Annotated in this window: 13 protein-coding genes; 4 read left to right on the forward strand and 9 right to left on the reverse strand. The window is 60.6% G+C overall.

Annotation, left to right across the window (positions count from 1 at the left end):
- Nucleotides 1-97: 97 nt before the first annotated feature.
- On the forward strand, nucleotides 98-2,614 hold the full coding sequence (gene pepN / locus BJ985_RS05820) for an aminopeptidase N (protein ID WP_179386892.1): 2,517 nt from the start codon (nucleotides 98-100) through the stop codon (nucleotides 2,612-2,614).
- Here pepN and BJ985_RS05825 read toward each other — a convergent pair.
- From BJ985_RS05825 to BJ985_RS05855, 7 genes are all read right to left on the reverse strand, one after another.
- Entirely contained in the window at nucleotides 2,611-3,390 is a 780-nt protein-coding gene (locus BJ985_RS05825) for a GntR family transcriptional regulator (RefSeq protein WP_179386893.1), read from the reverse strand. The genes pepN and BJ985_RS05825 overlap by 4 nt on opposite strands.
- Before the next feature lie 75 nt (nucleotides 3,391-3,465).
- Nucleotides 3,466-4,182 carry an SDR family oxidoreductase gene (locus BJ985_RS05830; RefSeq protein WP_179386894.1) on the reverse strand — a complete coding sequence of 239 codons (717 nt, stop codon included), beginning with the start codon at nucleotides 4,180-4,182 and terminating at the stop codon, nucleotides 3,466-3,468.
- A gap of 65 nt (nucleotides 4,183-4,247) precedes the next feature.
- The gene (locus BJ985_RS05835) at nucleotides 4,248-5,462 is read right to left on the reverse strand and encodes an alkylhydroperoxidase domain protein (RefSeq protein WP_179386895.1); all 1,215 of its coding nucleotides are present in this window, start codon (nucleotides 5,460-5,462) and stop codon (nucleotides 4,248-4,250) included.
- 29 nt (nucleotides 5,463-5,491) lie between these two features.
- The gene (locus BJ985_RS05840) at nucleotides 5,492-7,114 is read right to left on the reverse strand and encodes a dipeptide ABC transporter ATP-binding protein (RefSeq protein ID WP_179386896.1); all 1,623 of its coding nucleotides are present in this window, start codon (nucleotides 7,112-7,114) and stop codon (nucleotides 5,492-5,494) included.
- Nucleotides 7,114-7,926, reverse strand: coding sequence for an ABC transporter permease (locus BJ985_RS05845; RefSeq protein ID WP_179386897.1), 813 nt, complete (start codon nucleotides 7,924-7,926; stop codon nucleotides 7,114-7,116). The genes BJ985_RS05840 and BJ985_RS05845 overlap by 1 nt, the downstream gene beginning before the upstream one ends.
- Entirely contained in the window at nucleotides 7,923-8,939 is a 1,017-nt protein-coding gene (locus BJ985_RS05850; protein ID WP_179386898.1) for an ABC transporter permease, read from the reverse strand. The genes BJ985_RS05845 and BJ985_RS05850 overlap by 4 nt, the downstream gene beginning before the upstream one ends.
- Before the next feature lie 3 nt (nucleotides 8,940-8,942).
- Nucleotides 8,943-10,598 (reverse strand): TIGR04028 family ABC transporter substrate-binding protein, encoded by a 1,656-nt coding sequence (locus BJ985_RS05855; RefSeq protein WP_040425170.1) that lies wholly within the window; start codon nucleotides 10,596-10,598, stop codon nucleotides 8,943-8,945.
- 202 nt (nucleotides 10,599-10,800) lie between these two features.
- Here BJ985_RS05855 and BJ985_RS05860 point away from each other — a divergent pair, with 202 nt between their 5' ends.
- Nucleotides 10,801-12,669, forward strand: a complete 1,869-nt coding sequence (locus tag BJ985_RS05860) for an FAD/NAD(P)-binding protein (protein WP_179386899.1) — start codon at nucleotides 10,801-10,803, stop codon at nucleotides 12,667-12,669.
- Nucleotides 12,670-12,704: 35 nt separating this feature from the next.
- Here the strand turns inward: BJ985_RS05860 and BJ985_RS05865 are convergent, their stop codons facing one another.
- Entirely contained in the window at nucleotides 12,705-13,862 is a 1,158-nt protein-coding gene (locus tag BJ985_RS05865) for a cystathionine gamma-synthase (protein ID WP_005327269.1), read from the reverse strand.
- Between the two features lie 144 nt (nucleotides 13,863-14,006).
- On the opposite strand from BJ985_RS05865, the gene BJ985_RS05870 reads away from it, so the two are divergent.
- Together BJ985_RS05870 and BJ985_RS05875 are read left to right on the forward strand one after the other, a co-directional pair.
- Nucleotides 14,007-15,017 carry a mechanosensitive ion channel family protein gene (locus tag BJ985_RS05870; protein ID WP_179386900.1) on the forward strand — a complete coding sequence of 337 codons (1,011 nt, stop codon included), beginning with the start codon at nucleotides 14,007-14,009 and terminating at the stop codon, nucleotides 15,015-15,017.
- Nucleotides 15,018-15,401 (forward strand): globin, encoded by a 384-nt coding sequence (locus BJ985_RS05875; RefSeq protein WP_179386901.1) that lies wholly within the window; start codon nucleotides 15,018-15,020, stop codon nucleotides 15,399-15,401.
- Between the two features lie 102 nt (nucleotides 15,402-15,503).
- On the opposite strand, the gene ald is transcribed toward BJ985_RS05875, so the two are convergent.
- Nucleotides 15,504-16,595: an alanine dehydrogenase gene (gene ald, locus BJ985_RS05880; RefSeq protein ID WP_005324009.1), complete on the reverse strand. Its 1,092-nt coding sequence runs from the start codon at nucleotides 16,593-16,595 to the stop codon at nucleotides 15,504-15,506.
- Nucleotides 16,596-16,767 lie beyond the last annotated feature (172 nt).

Raw genomic sequence — 16,767 nt, forward strand, 5'->3', positions numbered from 1 at the left:
GAATACTCCTTTGATTGAAAAAGTTTGCCCCACCAGCCTAGGTGCACGACTACTGTGGATGCAGAACTATTTTCGGCTTAGAAGGAGAATATAGGCCATGACCTCTATAAACCTGACTCGCGAGGAAGCGGTTCAACGCTCCCGAATGATCGAGGTGAACCACTACGACGTCACTTTAGACCTCAAGTATTCAGACACCCACTTCCTGTCCACCACGAAGGTGAGCTTTACCTCGCAGGAGATCGGCTCGACTTTTATCGATCTGCGCGCCGAAGAAATCCAGGAGGTACGCCTCAACGGCAATCCCCTGCCCACTGCTTCCTATAACCCCGCCTATGGCATTCCATTGTCTGGCCTCCAGGTAGCCGATTACACGCTAGAAGTCACCGCCACGATCCCGTATTCCCGCACCGGTGAGGGCCTGCACCGCTTTGTAGACCCCGCCGATGACAAGGTCTACCTTTATACCCAGTTTGAAACTGCCGATGCCAAGCGCGTCTTCGCCTGCTTTGACCAGCCGGATATGAAGGCCACCTACGCGCTGCATTTCAAGGCGCCCGAAGAGTGGACCATCATTAGCAATGGCCCGGTCAGCTGGGAAGGCGATGTAGCCAGCACGGCTATTGACTACCCGTTGTCCACCTACCTGGTGGCCCTCTGCGCCGGACCGTACCACGAGGTCACCGATACCTGGCGCGGCGAGCTGACCGCACACCCAGAGGGCAAGCCGGCCCAAAAGCTCGAGGTGCCACTCGGCATCTACTGCCGCGCTTCGCTCGCCCACGCACTGGATGCCGAGCGCCTATTTACTGAGACCAAGCAGGGCTTTGATTTCTACCACCGCAACTTCGGTTTCCCCTACCCCTTTGGCAAGTATGACCAAATTTTCGTACCGGAGTTCAACGCCGGCGCGATGGAAAATGCCGGCTGCGTCACCATCCGCGATGAGTACGTCTTTACTTCCCAAGCCACGCACTATAAATATGAGCGCCGCGCCGATACCGTCCTGCACGAATTGGCGCATATGTGGTTCGGTGACTTGGTCACGATGCAGTGGTGGGACGATTTGTGGCTCAATGAGTCCTTTGCCACCTGGTCCGCTGCCATCTCCCAGGCGGAGGAAACCGAATACGATACCGCGTGGGTAACCTTTGCCAATGTGGAAAAGTCCTGGGCCTATCAGCAGGATCAGCTGCCGACCACCCACCCGATTTCCACCGATGCCAGCGATATCGAAACGGTGGAGCAAAACTTCGATGGCATCACTTACGCCAAGGGCGCTTCAGTGCTCAAGCAGCTGCAGGCTTATGTCGGCCGCGAGAACTTCCTGGCTGGTGTGCGCCGCCACTTCGCCGCCCATGCATGGGGCAATGCCACCTTTGATGATCTGTTGCGCCACCTGGAAGAGGCCTCCGGCCGCGACCTTTCCTTCTGGGCGCAACAGTGGCTCAAGACCTCCGGCATCAATACGCTCAGCGTGGCGCTCAATGCGGATGAGTCTGGCACGATTACCCATGCTTACCTCACCCAGGCCGGCGATACCCTGCGCACCCACCGCGTGGCGGTAGGCCTGTATAACCTGCAGGACGGCAAGGTGGTGCGCACCGATCGCATCGAGATGGATATCGATGGCGCTTCCACCGAGATTCCAGAGCTCATCGGCCGCCAGTTGGCAGACATTGATTTCCTGCTGCCCAACGACGATGACCTGACCTATTGCCTCATCGAGCTGGACGCGGGTTCCCTGCAATTCCTGCTGGACAATATTGATAAGTTCGTCGATCCTATGGCCCGCACCCTGTGCTGGTCTACCGCTTGGGAGATGACCCGCGCCGGTACTATGCGCGCCCGCGATTTTATCCAGCTGGTTGCCCGCGGCATGCAGGCGGAGACGGAGCTCGCCGTCCTCGAGCGCATTGTCTTGCAGGCGTCTAGCGCGCTGAAGAACTATGCCGATCCACAGTGGGCCGCCCAGAGCACCCTGCTTGCCGACGCCCTCCTCGACGGCGCCCACAGCCCCGATGCCCAGCGCTCCATCATCTGCACCCAGGCACTGGCGAAGATTCGCCTGCACGATAGCGCGCGCGACTATCTGCGCGGCGTGCTCGAGTCCTCCGCGGATGCGGGACTGCGCTGGTCCGCACTGGCGGCACTTGCCGCCGATGGCGCGGTAGAAGACGTCCCCGCTGCCGCGGACGCGCAACTCGAGCGCGATAACTCCGCCACCGGCTACTACTCTTCCCTGCGTGCCCGCGCAGCCGTGGCAACCGCCGAGAACAAGCGCGCGGTATGGAAAGAAATCGTGGCGGGAAATCTCACCAACCGCGAGCTCACCTCCAAGCTGGAAGGCCTGCTCTACCCGCATAGCGATGAGTTCCTACCCACCGCGGAATTCTTCGACATCGCGGAAAAGGTGTGGTCTTCCCAGTCCTCCGAGGTGGCACTGACCACCGTGACGGGTCTCTTCCCTTCCTGGGATATCACGCACAAGGGCTTGGAGCGCGCCGATGCCTTTTTGAAGAAGGATCTGCCGGGTGGTCTGCGCCGTACGGTCACCGAGCAGCGTGACCGCGTGGCCCGCGCGCTGCGCAACCGCCAGGTCGACGCTAGCTAAGCCGGCTTTCCCGCGCCGTTGCCCTGGCCCGGTAGGGGTTGCGGTGAGGGATCCTCACCCAGGACCACCTCGACGTTGGCGATATCAGAGCGCAGCGACTCTTCAATATAGGCAAAGACCGCGCCCGATTTAGTCTTTAGCAGCCGCACGAACCGAAGCAGCGGGTGCGATCGGCTCACGTGCAAAAGTTTCTGCTCTTCGGTGCGGGCGGTAGCGGCACGCATGCTCTCGCGCTTAAAGACGGGCTTGAGGTTGTAGCCAGCCAGGATTTCCATAATGGGCTCACGCAGATCGTGCTGATTGAGATCGGGAGCCATTTCTACCGGGATGGTGTAGCGCGAAAGGATGACGGGCTTGCCATCGACGGTATAGACGCGCTTGATATCCCACGCAAAGGTGGAATCGCTAACATCCAGGACCGCTGCCACATGCTTGGGCACGTGGGCCTTGTTAACCGAGACCACGCGTACGGCAGTGTCGTGCCCGCGCTCGCGCAGCTGGGTGACGATATTGTCCTTGTTGGTCAGGCTCAGTGTAGGGGGAACCGTGCGCACATAGGTGCCACCACTGCGCCCGCGGCGTCGGTCGATGAGGCCTTCGACTTCCAAAATGTCTAAGGCATGGCGCACGGTCATGCGCGCAACATGAAATTCCCGGACCAATTCGCGTTCGGTAGGAAATTTCTGACCGGGTTCTAATTCATTGCGTTCGATCTTGTCGCGTAGGGCATCCGAGATACGGAGATAGGCGGGCCGTTTTCGGCTTTGGGAAGTCACAGCCCCCGAGTGTAATGGACACCCCTGGAAACCAACCCCATTAATGTGTGATGTCCATTACCACTACTTGCGTTCCTACTTGCGCAGATGTAACTCGATTCGCGGCCTGACCTGGATTTCCGTCAGCTGGGTGGTAGGGCCTGCCTCTACCACGGTACGAATGGCACGAGCCACCTCAGCCGGGGCAATAACCTGGGAGGGATCATAATCCTGCAACCCCTTAAGCATCGGGGTATCGGTAGGCCCCGGAGCCACGGTGGATACGCGGATTCCCGGCTCGGAGATGCGCAGTCCATCGGCGAGTGCATACAACGCGTGCTTGGTCGCCGCGTAGATGACGTTATCGCCGTAGCTGTGGCGTCCTGCGCCAGAGTTAATAAAGACCACGGTGCCCTCCGCCTTGCGCAACTGCGGCAGCAAGGCGCGGGTCAGCTCAGCAGGGGCATGCACGTTGAGGTCCATGTGCGCGCGCCAATTTTCGGGCGTGGCTTCCTCCACGGAGTACTTGGTAGCTCGTGCAGCCGCGTGGACGAGCACGTCCACGCGGTCTAGCTCCGGCAGCTTCATGCCTTCATCGAGGCCGGCGACGAGGTCGATGGCTACCGGCGTAATGGAGTCCGATTCGGGCAGATCCGCTGCGCTACGCCCCAGTGCATACACATGGTAATCACCGGCCAGGTCAGCGATGATTTCGCGACCCATGCCGCCGGTAGCGCCGGTGACGACGGCGACTTTCTGCGGGGCTTCGCTCTCCGAGTGTGCTGATGCGGTGACGTTCTTAGTATCAGTCATGCCGCCCCATCTTAGGGATCCTTCGCCTTCAGCGCCGCTCCGAACCAGTCACCGGCGGTAGCCGATTAACGGAAGCGCTTAGGCACGTCCGGCTGGCCCAGGGTGAGCATCAAACGATTAGCCCAGTTGAAGAAGGAGGAAGCGTAGATGAGGTCCAGAATGGATTGATCATCGAATCCGGCCGCACGCAGGTCTGCGCATAGTGCCGCATCGAAGGCGAACGGGGATTCCGTCAGCGCCACGGCGGCACGACGGATAAGATCCCATTCCTTTGAGCCAAGGTCGGCGTCGATACCCTCGTCCAAGAGGCGGTCTACGATTTCACGGTCGCCGCCCTCCTGGACGCACCGCGCCTGGTGCACGGAGGCACAGTACTCGCAGCCGTTGTAGCGCGAGGCCACAGTAGCGGCGAGCTCGCGGTCCGCACGGGAGAGGCCGCCTTCGGTGTTATAGAAAATGTCCAGGTCAGTCAGCGTGCGCGCCTTCAAGGCCGCAGGGTCGCGGGCGAGCAAGCGGAAGTACTCGGAATCGATGCGCTCAGGCTTGATGAGGGCATCGGTATGCACCGCGGTGAAATCCTCCTTCGCCAGCGCCTCTACCCAAGGCTTCCAGCCCAGGGAGTGGTTGACAAAGTGGTCCGGCAGCACAGTATTGGGCTGCAGCGTATTCGCAGTAACCTCCCAACCCGGATCGGCCACGCCGGCGGCGCGCTCGGCTGCGGGGTGGGATGCGGGCTCCTCGCCAGAAAGTACGCGCAGGCCGTGGACCACGCGCAGCTGGAAGGCCAAAAATGCCACCAGCTGGGACAGGCTGACGATATCCGTAGCGGACCATCCTGCGGCATCGAGGTGCCCGATGGCCTGCGGGGAGGCGTCTTTAGGGTGGAAAGCCAGAAGGTGCGCCCAATCAAAGGCCGCAGCTAGGCGTGTGCCCAGCGCGGCTTCCGCGGAGGTATCGCCGAAGATAAGGAAATCACCCTGGTGATACGGGCCGGTGGACACACCGCGCTGGCTCGCGGCGCGCACGGCGGCAACAAGGTCCTCGTCGGCCTCATCTTCCAGCAAGTCGAAGTAGAAATCCGCAGCCTCGCTCGCCTGGTAGATTGCAGCGGTAAAAGCCGCTACGGCATAGCGCTCCGTATAGGAGAACTCGCCTGGCTCTGCTGGCTCGAGCAAAGCGCTAAAGCTCAGCTGCGCATTGTCCTGCGCATCATGGCGCGCACGGCGCAGCTGTTGCACCTCGGCGCTGGCGTGGGAGAGCTCATTAATAATGTCGGTCATATTTTCAGTCCAACCTTTCTGGGGCGCGGTTATAGCCCCAAGTTTAGGTCTCCGGCACGATAGCGGGAGCCTGGGATAGCGTCAATTAGCTGTCGCGTGTACTCGGTTTCCGGATGCGCAAAGACCTGCGCGGTAGGTCCAGATTCCACTTGCGTGCCGTGGGAGAGCACGGAAACGGTATCGGAGATTTGGTTGACTACCGCCAGATCGTGGGAGATGAAGATATAGGTAAGCTCCAGCTCGCGCTGCAGCTCATCGAGCAAGCGCAGGATCTGCGCCTGCACGGTGACGTCGAGCGCGGACACGGCCTCATCGAGCACCACGAGATCGGGCTCAATGATCATGGCGCGGGCGATGGCCACGCGCTGGCGCTGGCCACCGGAGAGCTCGCGGGGACGGCGGGAAGCCATGGAAGAATCCAAGGCCACCAAGTCAAGAAATTCGCGTGCTTTGGCACGCGCATCCCGCTTGGAAGCGCCGGTGAAATTGCGCACCGGTTCGGCGATGGTATCGCCAATGCTCAAGCGCGGATCCAGCGAGCCAAAGGGATTTTGGTAGACCATCTGGATCGAACGGCGCAGCTCGCGACGGCGCTTGCCACGGACGGAGCTAATGTCTTCCCCGCCCAAGCGAATGCTGCCGGAGGTGGGCGTGCTCAACAAGGAAATGGCTCGGCCGGTGGTGGTCTTACCGGAGCCAGACTCCCCCACCAATGCATGGGTGGTGCCGCGGGCCACGGAAAAGTTGATGTCTTCCACCGCGGTGAAATCCCCGAAGCGTTGGCTCAGCCCTTCCACCTCGAGCAAGGTTTCGTGTTGCGCGGGCACGGCGGCCCGCACGGGAGATGCGGCCTGGGAGGAAGTGGGGGCGGTGAGCGAGGGGGCGTCGGCAAGCAGGCGCTTGGAGTAGGCGTGCTGGGGGTCGGTGAGGACGCGGGCAGCAACGCCCGACTCGCGGACGGTGCCCTTTTCCATCACCACGATGTTATTGGCACGGTCGCCCGCCACGGCCAGATCATGGGTAATGAAAAGGATTCCCATGGTGAGCTCTTCGCGCATCTCATCCAGGAGGTCCAGGATGATCTTCTGCACGGTGACATCGAGCGCGGAGGTAGGCTCATCGGCGATGATGAGCTCCGGCTCCAATGCCACGGCCGCGGCAATGAGCACGCGCTGCTTCATGCCGCCGGATAGCTCATGCGGGTACTGGTGATAGCGGCGCTGCGGATCATCAATGCCCACACGCTCCAAAAGCTCCAGTGCACGCTTCTTCCGGGAGGCCTTATCGCCCTGCCCGTGGATGGCCATGCCCTCCTCCACCGAGGCACCGATGGTCTTGAGCGGGTTAAGCGAGTTATTGGGATCCTGCGGAATCAAACCAATGCGGCGGCCGCGCAGTTCACGCCACTGCTTCTGGGAATACTGGGTCACGTCGCGGCCGTCGAAAGTAATGGTGCCAGAAACGATCGACGCATTGTCTGGCAGCAGGCCAATAGCGGCCATGGCGGAGGTGGACTTGCCGGAACCGGACTCGCCAACGATGGCGGTCATCTCGCCAGGGTTTACCTCGAGCTCAATGCCGCTTACCGCTTCTACCTCACCGTGCGCGGTGCGGTAGGTAATGGATAGATCACTAATGCTAAGCAGGGACATTAGGCCGCCTTTCGCAGTTTCTGGCTGAGGTGGTTGGCCGCGAGGACCACGGCGACGATCACAATGCCCGGGGCGATGGTCAACCAGCCGGCCGTGGCGATGTAATCGCGCGATTCAGAGATGAGAAGACCCCATTCCGGGGTTGGGGGCGGTGCGCCATAGCCCAGGAAGCCAAGGGTAGCTAGCTGCAGAATGGCCAGGCCAAATTGCAGGGCTGCTACAGCGAAGACCGCGGTGAGTGAATTGGGAAGAATATGGCGCACGAGCACCTGGAAGGAAGAACCGCCGGAGCCATAGGCGGCCTCGACGAAATCGGAGCCGGCAACGCTAAGCACCTGGGAGCGTGCAAGGCGCGCAAAGGTGGCCACCGAGGTAATACCTACGGCGATGGCGGCATTGAAGATGCCGTGGCCCAGCACGATGATGACGGACAGGGAGAGCAAGAGTCCGGGGATGGACAGCAGCACGTCCACGATGCGCATGATGACGGCATCGACCCAGCCGCGGCGCACGCCGGCGATAATGCCCAAGATGGTGCCGACGATGAGGCCGAAAAGTACGGCCAGGAGCGCGCCTAGTAGGGATTGGCGCGCGCCATAGACCACGCGGGTATAAAGATCACGGCCGACGGCATCGGTGCCGAACCAGTGCTGGAAACTGGGTTGCAATAGCGCCGTGGTGTCCCCGCCCTGGTTAGGGTCCTGGGAAGTAAATAGTTGGGGGAACAGCGCGCAGAGCACCGCCAGGCCCAGCACAATCAGAGAGAGGATGGTGCCCGGGGTGAGCTTCAGCTGTGTGGATTTAAGCTTCATGCTTGGACCTTCTTCTCGTTCGTTGCGGTGGTATCGGCGGTGGTGGTGGCAGCGGTGGCGGAGCTAGATGAAGTCGCGTGCTCGCGCTCGCGCAGGCGCACGTCAAGCACTGGGTAGAGCAGGTCCACAATCAGATTGATAAGGACAAAGACGGCGGCGGCAAGCACCACAATGGCCAGCAGCACCGAGGTATCGCGGTTAGCCACCGCATCCACGGTGAGCGCGCCAATGCCGTGGCGGGCGAAGACTGCTTCCGTCACCACGGAGCCGCCGACGAGCTCACCAAAGGTAAGGCCGGCCATGGTCAGCGCCGGCAGCAGCGCGTTGCGCAGGACGTTGCGCCACAACAACCAGGCGCCGCTAGCACCCTTGGCGCGCACAACCTGCACGAAGGACATATCCATGACCTCATCGATGGAGCGCAGCAGCACCTGCGCCAGCGGTGCGGCCACGAAGATAGCCAGGGTGATTACCGGCAGGATGAGGCTTTGGGCGTCGCTTGCGCCAATGACCGGCACCCAGCCCAAACCAAAGGAGAATATCTGGATCAAAATGATGCCAATCCAGAAGGTGGGCAGGGAAACCATCACGGAAGGCAGGCTACGGAAGAAACTGCGCAGCCAAGAAAAGGGGCCAAAGGTGGAGACAATAGCCACCACGAAGGCCAGGACCACGCCTACGAGGAAGGCAAAGACAGCCAGTGCCAGCGTGGAGGGAAGGGCATCTGCCAGCATCTCCGATACGGCGGTACCGGTGGCGACGGAAAAGCCAAAATCACCGGTGAGGAATCCGCCGAGCGCGCTGAAGTAGCGGCTTAAGATCGGCTCATCGGCACCATAAACCTCGCGGATGGCGGCCAGCTGCTCGGCGTTGAGCCCCAAGTTGGGGTTGTCATAGCGGGTCGCGACGGCGTCACCAGGCAGTGCCGCCAAGAGGATGAAAGAAAGGGTGAAGGTTGCCCAGATAACGAGCACGGCTTGGCCGATGCGCAGGGCAATAGTTTTCAGGCTCATGGTTTAGTCCTCCCCTTCTGCGGGGTTGATGTCTACCGCATAGAACGATGGGCGTCCGATGGCCTCGGTGCTAAAGCCCTCGATATAGGGCTGGAAACCATAGACCTGCGGCTCTTCAAACATGGGCAGGATATAGGCCTGTTCGGACAGGTAGTCCTGCATGCGGCCGGTCATGGCTAGGCGATCCTTTTCACTGCTGAGGTCGAAGTAATCCTCCACCAGTTTCTGCAGTTTCTCATCGCCAAAGCTATCGGTCTTCTCGTCATAGTTGAGGAAAGAATTGCGCCCGGTGCCATCCAGCCACGTGGCTAAGGTGTCCACATTGGCACGGCCGGTCATGGTGTGGCGTACCTGCACGGTGTCTTGGTCCTTCATGGCCTTTTGCTGCGCAGAGCGGTCACCCGGGTTGAGGTTGGCCTCAATGCCGACGTTCTTGAGCATCTCTTGAGCCTTGGTGAACATCTCTTTAGAGCGCGGCTGTGGGACGGCCTCGTTGAAGGTCACGGACAGGCGCTTGCCGTCCTTTTCGCGAATGCCATCTTCTCCTGGGCGCCAGCCGGCCTCATCGAGCAGGCGCTTGGATTCTTCTGGATCGAAGGCATAGTTCGCGGACTGATCCTTATAGCCAATAGCCGTCTTGGCCAGGATCGACGTGCCCTTGGGGTAGGAATCAGAAAAGAGGGTGTCCAGGATGTTATCGCGGTCAATAGCGTGGATGATGGCCTGGCGCACGCGCTTATCTTCCAAGAGTGGATGGCGGAAGTGGAAGTGGAAGCTATTATTCACGCCACGGGTGGGCGCGGCGAAAATCTGCAGGTTTTGATCCTTCAGGTGCTTCTCATCGGGAGCTTCGATCTGACGCGCGACATCGGACTGGCCGGCTACAAGCGAGCCCACGCGCACGGAGTCTTCGGCCGCGAGCACGATATTGATGCCCTCAATATCGGCCGGGCCCTGGTGGTCCTTGCGGGCCGGAGGCGCCCAGTCATAATCCTCGCGCTTCTTGAGCACCAGCTTGGTGCCCAGCTCTTCTTCCTCAATGACGAAGGGGCCAGAACCGGAAATCGCGGTGGCATTTCCCGGCGCGAAGCCGGTGTCATCCAAATCCAGGGTGGCATTAGAAAGCAGGCCCTGGTTCATCACGGAGGTGGACTGCGGGAAACCTGGGGAAGGCTCGCTGAAGTAGAACTTCACCGTGTAGTCGTCGATGACCTCGGACTTTTCATAGTTGGGCAGCTGCTCCGATGGAGTGAGCATGCGGTCCTCGTCACCCAAGGCATAAAGGTCATAGTTCTTCTTCACGTTCGCAGCATCCAGGCGGGAGCCATCAGAGTAGGTCACGCCCTTGCGAATCTTGAAGGTGAATTCGGTGTTGTCCTTGTTTGCCTTGGGCATCTCCTCCGCAATCCACGGGTGCAGCTCGAGGGTATCCGGGTCCTGCCAGAGCAGGCGGTCCGTGATGTTATTGAGCACACCACCGTTGGGGTAATAGCCACCGGAGGGCGGATAGAGGTTGTTGAACATATTGGGCTCGACATAGGTGACCATGCCATCTTCCGCGGCGTGGGAAGTAGAGGCGCACGAGGTAAGCGAGAGAGCTAGCGCGCCGCTGGCCAGGACCGCGGCTACGGGCCGCAGGAGCCGAGAAAGTTGCTTCATAAAAGCTCGAGTTCCTTTAAGTCTTAAGTAGTACTCGCCCATTAGACCACACTCATACCCCTAATTACAAGACTGGACGGTCTACCGTATTACCTGCCAAAACATCGACATAACAGGAACCAGGCAGACTGACTGGTCTATTTTATTCTAACTGCCAGGTCCGATGATCCTGAAAGGGCCTGAATGTGGCACGATAGGAGGTATGTCTACTCCAGCAATCGCGATCGTCGGCATGGGCCCGCGCGGCATTTCCATCTTGGAACGCCTCTCCGCCCGCATGGACGATTCCAGCGACCCTATTACTGTCCACCTCATCGATGACGCCCAACATGGCGCCGGCCGCATCTGGGAAACGGATCAAACCAAGACGCTGTGCATGAATACTCGCGCCGGCGCGGTCACCCTCTTTACCGAGCCCGGCTCCACCGTTGATGCCCCGGTGCTCGAGGGCCCCATCCAGTACGAGTGGATTCAGCTGCTGCGCGGCGATGGCGAGAATATCTCCGCCGCCAAGCGCGAGCTTTTTGAGCAACACCCTCCGGCCGCTCATATTGCCCAGGACTACCGCGAGGAGCTCGCGGCTACCCGCCCCGAATCGAATCCTTCGCGCGCACTGTATGGCGAGTACCTGCGCTGGGTCTATGACGTGGTCATTGCGCGACTACCCAAGAGCATTTCCACCGTGAATCACTTCAGCCGGTTGGAGACCATCAATGAGGATGGTCACCAAGACGTCCTCCACCTAGCCGATGGCTCCGAGGTGCGCGCCGATGCCACGGTACTGGCCTATGGTTGGATGATTCCGGAATATAACGAACAAGAAAAGCAGTTGGCCGCTTCCGGTTTGAACTGGATCGCCCCTAATAACCCGGTAGAGCAGGACTATGCCGCCATTCCGGGCGGCGAGGACGTGCTGGTGCGCGGTCTGGGCATGGGCTTTTATGACATCATGGCGCTGACCACCATCGAGCGCGGCGGCACATTCGTGGAGGATCCTTCCGCGCGCTCCGGCCTGCGCTATGAACCTTGCGGCCAGGAGCCCAACTTCATCATTTCCTCTGGCCGCGGCTACCCCTACCACCCCAAGTCCGAGTACGGCGAGCTGCCGCCTACCATGCCGCGCCGCCGCCTGAAAAATGTCATTGCGGAGCTCAGTGGCACCCAGGACATCGACTTTGACGCCCAGGTCTGGCCTGCCATCGCGCGCGATAGCTACGAGGCCTATATCACCACCTTGGAGCGCGTGCGCCCGGATTCCCTCCTGCGCCCGCGCGCAGAGATTCTCGAGGCCATCGATGCCACCGCCCCCGATGAGCTGGGCGCGGCCATTGCGCCCATGGTCACCGAGCCATGGGACATGAACGATCTCATATACCAGATTGCCGGGTTTACCGGGGACATCGCTGAGCTCACCGAGCACATTGCCCAGTCCATGGAAGGCGATATCCGGGAGGCCGCCGCCGGCCACGACTCCCCCATCAAGGCCGCACTGTGGTCGCTTTCGCAATCGCGCAAGCCGGCCTCCATCCTCGGCGCAGAGGGCCGCTACACCCGCGAGTCCCGCACCGGCCGCTACGGCCAGGTCATGTCCCTTGGCCAGATGATCGGCTCCGGCCCGCCGCTCTTCCGCGTGCGCCAGTTGCTCGCGCTTGTCGACGCCGGCCTGGCCCACTTCCTAGGCGATCACCCCACCGTGTCCATCGAGGCCGATCACTTCACCTTGACCTCCGGCCCGCGCTCGGCTTCGGCGCCCACGCTTGTCGACGCCTTTATGCACCGCCCCGATATCCGCACCGCCGGCGATGCCATGACGCGCTGCTTGGTGGATTCCGCCCGCGTGCGCCCCTTCCCCGATCACGGCCAACCCACCGGTTCGCCGGAAACGGATGGGGCCACCCGCCGCACCGTTCACCCGGATGGCGAGTTGGATGCACGCCTGCATATCGTGGGCATCCCTACCTATTCCCAGTGGCCGGACACCACCATTTCCCCCATGCCGGGCACGGACCCGCTCATGCTGCAGGAAACCGACAAGGCCGCCGGTTCCCTTCTTGCCGTGGTGCGCTCCTAGCCACCGCACTTGCGCTATGGGCCCAGTGTCGCGGCCTATAGCGCGTCGAGGGCCTGCTCCAAGTCCGCGAGCAGGTCATCGATGTCCTCGATACCGATGGAGATGCGCACCAGATCCTCCGGCGGCACCAGCTCGGATCCTTCCGCGGATACGTGCGTCATATTCTTCGGATGCTCGATAAGCGATTCCACTCCGCCCAGCGATTCTGCCAGGCAGATAAGCCGCGTATTGAGGCAGATCTGCTTGGCATGCTCCGCACTGTGGAAGCGCACGGACATCATGCCGCCGAAGCCACGCATCTGCTGTGCTGCCAGCTCATGCCCCGGGTGCTCCTTGAGCCCTGGGTAGAGCACCTGCTTGACCTCGGGTCGCGCCTGCAAGAATTCCGCTACTCGCTGCGCATTCGCGCAATGGCGGTCCATACGCACCGACAGCGTCTTGATGCCGCGGGCGGTTAAGTAGGCGTCGAAAGGCGAGCTCACCGCACCCACATTGCCCTGGAAGTAGAGCAAGCGCTCGTCCACGTGGGCGTCATTAGTAACTACCGCGCCACCCAGTACATCTGAATGGCCGCCTAAGTACTTGGTGGTCGAGTGCAGCACGTGGTCGGCGCCGAGTTCCAGGGGGTTCTGCAGGTAGGGCGTGGCAAAAGTATTGTCCACCAGTACCTGCGCATTCCCCTTAATCTTGGCCACCGCGGCAATATCGGTGATATTTAGCGCCGGATTAGTGGGCGTTTCCAGCCAGATGAGCTTGGTATTCTCTTGGACCGCGGCGGCAACCGCTGCGGTATCGCTGGTGTTCACGATGGACATCTCCACGCCCCACTCGGTGAAATCATTGAGCAGGCGGTAGGAACCACCGTAGGCGTCATTGCCCAAAATGACGTGATCTCCTGGGCGCACCAAGATGCGGATCAGCGTATCGGCGGCGGCCATGCCGGAAGAAAACACGCGCGCATACTCCGCGCCCTCCAATGCCGCTAGGGTGCGCTCGAGCGAGCGCACGGTCGGATTGGCCACGCGGCCGTATTCGAATCCGCCGCGCAGCTGCGCCAAGCCGTCTTGTGCAAACGTGGTTGAGGCATAAATGGGCACGTTGATAGAGCCCATGTGCGGATCCGGGTGATAGCCGCCATGGATGGAACGGGACGTAAAGCCTTGAGCGAGGTTCTGCGTGCTGCGTTCAGTCATAGCACCACAGTCTAGACCAAGCTGTTCATTTCCAACCGAGAGATGGGTATTTATTTTCACACTCTCAGACACCCACGACTCATCGCACTTTCAGCCTCTGCCCTTACAATGGGCGCAGTTCATTTTGTCCTCGACTAAGAAAGAATGATGAATACGCAATTCTTAGCATCCGCCGCTTCCACCACGGACTCGGCCATCGAGTCCGTGTCCAGTTTTTGGAATGACGAGAAGGTACAAAGCTGGCTTATCGAGCGCCCGATTCGCATCGCTATCATCCTTATCCTGGCCATTATCGCCCACTGGCTCCTCCACCGAGTTATCAACAAAGTGGCCGAAAATAGCATCAAGTCCTCCGGGCTAGATAAGCAGCGCCTGCGCGGGAAATTCAAGGGCCGCGCCAATCGCCCCGAGCTCAGCCAACAAGAAGAAGCCATGCGCCAAACCCGCGAGACCCGGCGCGCCTCCCGCATCAAGACACTTGCCGGCGTAGCCCGTTCCGCCGCCGCCATCTTCGTCTGGGTGTGGGCCGTCATCGCCATCCTGGATGAGTTAGAAGTTAACGTAGCACCGCTTATCGCTTCCGCCGGTGTCATCGGCGTTGCCCTCGGCTTTGGTGCACAGGCGCTGGTGAAGGACTTCCTTTCTGGCATCTTCATGCTCATTGAGGACCAGTACGGCATTGGTGACGTGGTTGATTTGGGCAATGGCGTCTTTGGCGATGTCGAGTCCATTTCCCTGCGCATCACCACGGTCCGCGATATCGATGGCGCCCTCTGGTACGTGCGCAACGGTGAAATTCTCCAGGTAGCCAACCACTCCGATGAGTACTCCGTTGCCCGCATCCAAATTCCGGTGGGCCTTTCTAATGACCCAGAGGTGGCCGGCGAAATCATTGAGGACGCAGTGAAAGAAGCCGCACAGGACGAAAAGGTGCGCAAGCTCATCCTCAGCACACCCCGTGTGGACGGCATGTCTGGCTTTGAGCCGGATTATGTATCCTTCCGTGTCTCGACCAAGACCTTGCCGGGCAAGCAGTGGGACGTTCAGCGTTTCCTACAGTCCCGCGTGCTCAATGTCATGCACACTAAAGGTATTACCACCCCCTACCCGCACGGCATCGGCATTGCCGATCCCCGCAAGGAAGAAGAAGAGTAAATGGATTCTGTCTATGAGGCCATCGGCGGCATGGAGACCTTTGAGCGCCTCGTCCACGGCTTTTATTCCCAGGTCAAAGAGGACGATGTCATTGGCCCGATGTACCCCGATAACGACTGGGAAGGCGCCGAACAGCGCCTTACCTGGTTCTTGGCACAATACTGGGGCGGCCCGCAGCTATTTTCTGAAAACCGTGGGCACCCGCGCCTGCGCATGCGCCACGCCCCCTACCCCATCGATATCACCGCGCACGACCGGTGGCTAGAACTCATGGGCAACTCCCTCGCGGACATCGACGAGGAAACCATCCCACCCGCCTACCGCGAGATGATTTGGGATCACATGCAGCGCGTGGCCGCCATGATGATCAACAAAGCACCATAACCACGCCAGCCCCTTCGGCGCAGATAACTCAAGCCCGGGCCCCGTTTCTAGCGGGGGCGCCGGGCTTGTGGTGTATCTAGCGCTGACTACGCCGGGTGATGACTAGTCTTCCCAATCAAAGGCCTTGCGCACAGGCTCGGAAACCAGACGGCCACCGCGAGTCATGACGCCGCCTTCCAGACCTGGGAAGCGCTTGATCGCGGCATCCAGGCTGTCGTTGGCCACCGCGCGGATGTACGGCAGGGTCGCAGAAGACAACGCGCGGGTGGAGGTATTAGCCACCGCACCCGGCATATTCGCCACGCAGTAGAACAGGGTGTCATGCACCTTGAAGGTGGGGTCATCGTGGGAGGTCTTCTTGGAGTTCTCGAAGCAACCGCCCTGGTCGATCGCTACGTCGACGAGCACCGCGCCCTTCTTCATCTTCTTTACAGTCTCTTCACGCACCAGCTTCGGCGCGGCGGCTCCCGGAATAAGTACGGCACCGATGACGAGGTCGGCTTCCTGCAGTTCCTTATCGATGGTGGCTGGATCGGAGATCAGGGTGCGGACGCCTCCGGCGTACTGGTCATCGAAGCGCTGGAGAACGTGCGGATCGAGGTCCAGCACCGTCACCTCGGCGCGAAGGCCGTGGGCCATAGCTACAGCGGACGCGCCGACCTGGCCGCCGCCGATAACTACGACGCGTGCTGGCTGAGTGCCCGGAACACCGGAGACCAGCAGGCCGCGGCCACCCTGGGTGGACAACAGGTGGTGGGTGCCTTCGATGGCGGCAAGGCGGCCAGCTACCTGAGACATCGGGGTGAGAAGCGGCAGGGTGCCGTGGCGGTCGGTGACCGTCTCATAGGCGATGGCGGTGGTATTGGCGTCGACAAGTGCCTCAGTCAGCGGACGATCCGCCGCAAGGTGCAGGTACGTGAAGACGGTGAGGTCTGGGCGCAGGTACTGGTACTCAGCCTCGAGCGGCTCCTTCACCTTCAGCAGCAGCTCTGCCTGTGCCCAGGTATCTTCCGCAGTGCCAACGATGCTGGCACCCGCGGCCTCGTACTCGGAGTCCGGGAAAGAAGCGCCTTCACCGGCACCAGTCTCAATGAGGACCTCATGACCATCCTGAACGAGGGTCTGCGCGCCGCTCGGGGTAAGAGCCACGCGATTCTCGTTATTCATGATTTCTTTTGGCACAGCAATACGCATTACATAGTCTCCTTGTGGGTGCAGGAAATTACATCGACCATGTAAGAGTAACGCAGGACACGTTTGCGCGCGGCGCTCTGCTGGCTAATTCACACTGCGGGGGTAGCATTACTCCAACACCCCCGTTAAACATGCTGTTCACAGGGGTTGGGAGGCTACCACGCCAGGGTCC

This window comes from Corynebacterium tuberculostearicum, assembly GCF_013408445.1.
In the GTDB taxonomy this organism is placed as follows: domain Bacteria; phylum Actinomycetota; class Actinomycetes; order Mycobacteriales; family Mycobacteriaceae; genus Corynebacterium; species Corynebacterium tuberculostearicum.

What these genes read in the sequence shown, in the direction of transcription:
- pepN (WP_179386892.1), top strand. Translation starts at nt 98, where the DNA reads ATGACCTCTATAAACCTGACTCGCGAGGAAGCGGTTCAACGCTCCCGA.
- BJ985_RS05830 (WP_179386894.1), bottom strand. Translation starts at nt 4,182, where the DNA reads ATGACTGATACTAAGAACGTCACCGCATCAGCACACTCGGAGAGCGAA.
- BJ985_RS05835 (WP_179386895.1), bottom strand. Translation starts at nt 5,462, where the DNA reads ATGACCGACATTATTAATGAGCTCTCCCACGCCAGCGCCGAGGTGCAA.
- BJ985_RS05840 (WP_179386896.1), bottom strand. Translation starts at nt 7,114, where the DNA reads ATGTCCCTGCTTAGCATTAGTGATCTATCCATTACCTACCGCACCGCG.
- BJ985_RS05845 (WP_179386897.1), bottom strand. Translation starts at nt 7,926, where the DNA reads ATGAAGCTTAAATCCACACAGCTGAAGCTCACCCCGGGCACCATCCTC.
- BJ985_RS05850 (WP_179386898.1), bottom strand. Translation starts at nt 8,939, where the DNA reads ATGAGCCTGAAAACTATTGCCCTGCGCATCGGCCAAGCCGTGCTCGTT.
- BJ985_RS05855 (WP_040425170.1), bottom strand. Translation starts at nt 10,598, where the DNA reads ATGAAGCAACTTTCTCGGCTCCTGCGGCCCGTAGCCGCGGTCCTGGCC.
- BJ985_RS05860 (WP_179386899.1), top strand. Translation starts at nt 10,801, where the DNA reads ATGTCTACTCCAGCAATCGCGATCGTCGGCATGGGCCCGCGCGGCATT.
- BJ985_RS05865 (WP_005327269.1), bottom strand. Translation starts at nt 13,862, where the DNA reads ATGACTGAACGCAGCACGCAGAACCTCGCTCAAGGCTTTACGTCCCGT.
- BJ985_RS05870 (WP_179386900.1), top strand. Translation starts at nt 14,007, where the DNA reads ATGATGAATACGCAATTCTTAGCATCCGCCGCTTCCACCACGGACTCG.
- BJ985_RS05875 (WP_179386901.1), top strand. Translation starts at nt 15,018, where the DNA reads ATGGATTCTGTCTATGAGGCCATCGGCGGCATGGAGACCTTTGAGCGC.
- ald (WP_005324009.1), bottom strand. Translation starts at nt 16,595, where the DNA reads ATGCGTATTGCTGTGCCAAAAGAAATCATGAATAACGAGAATCGCGTG.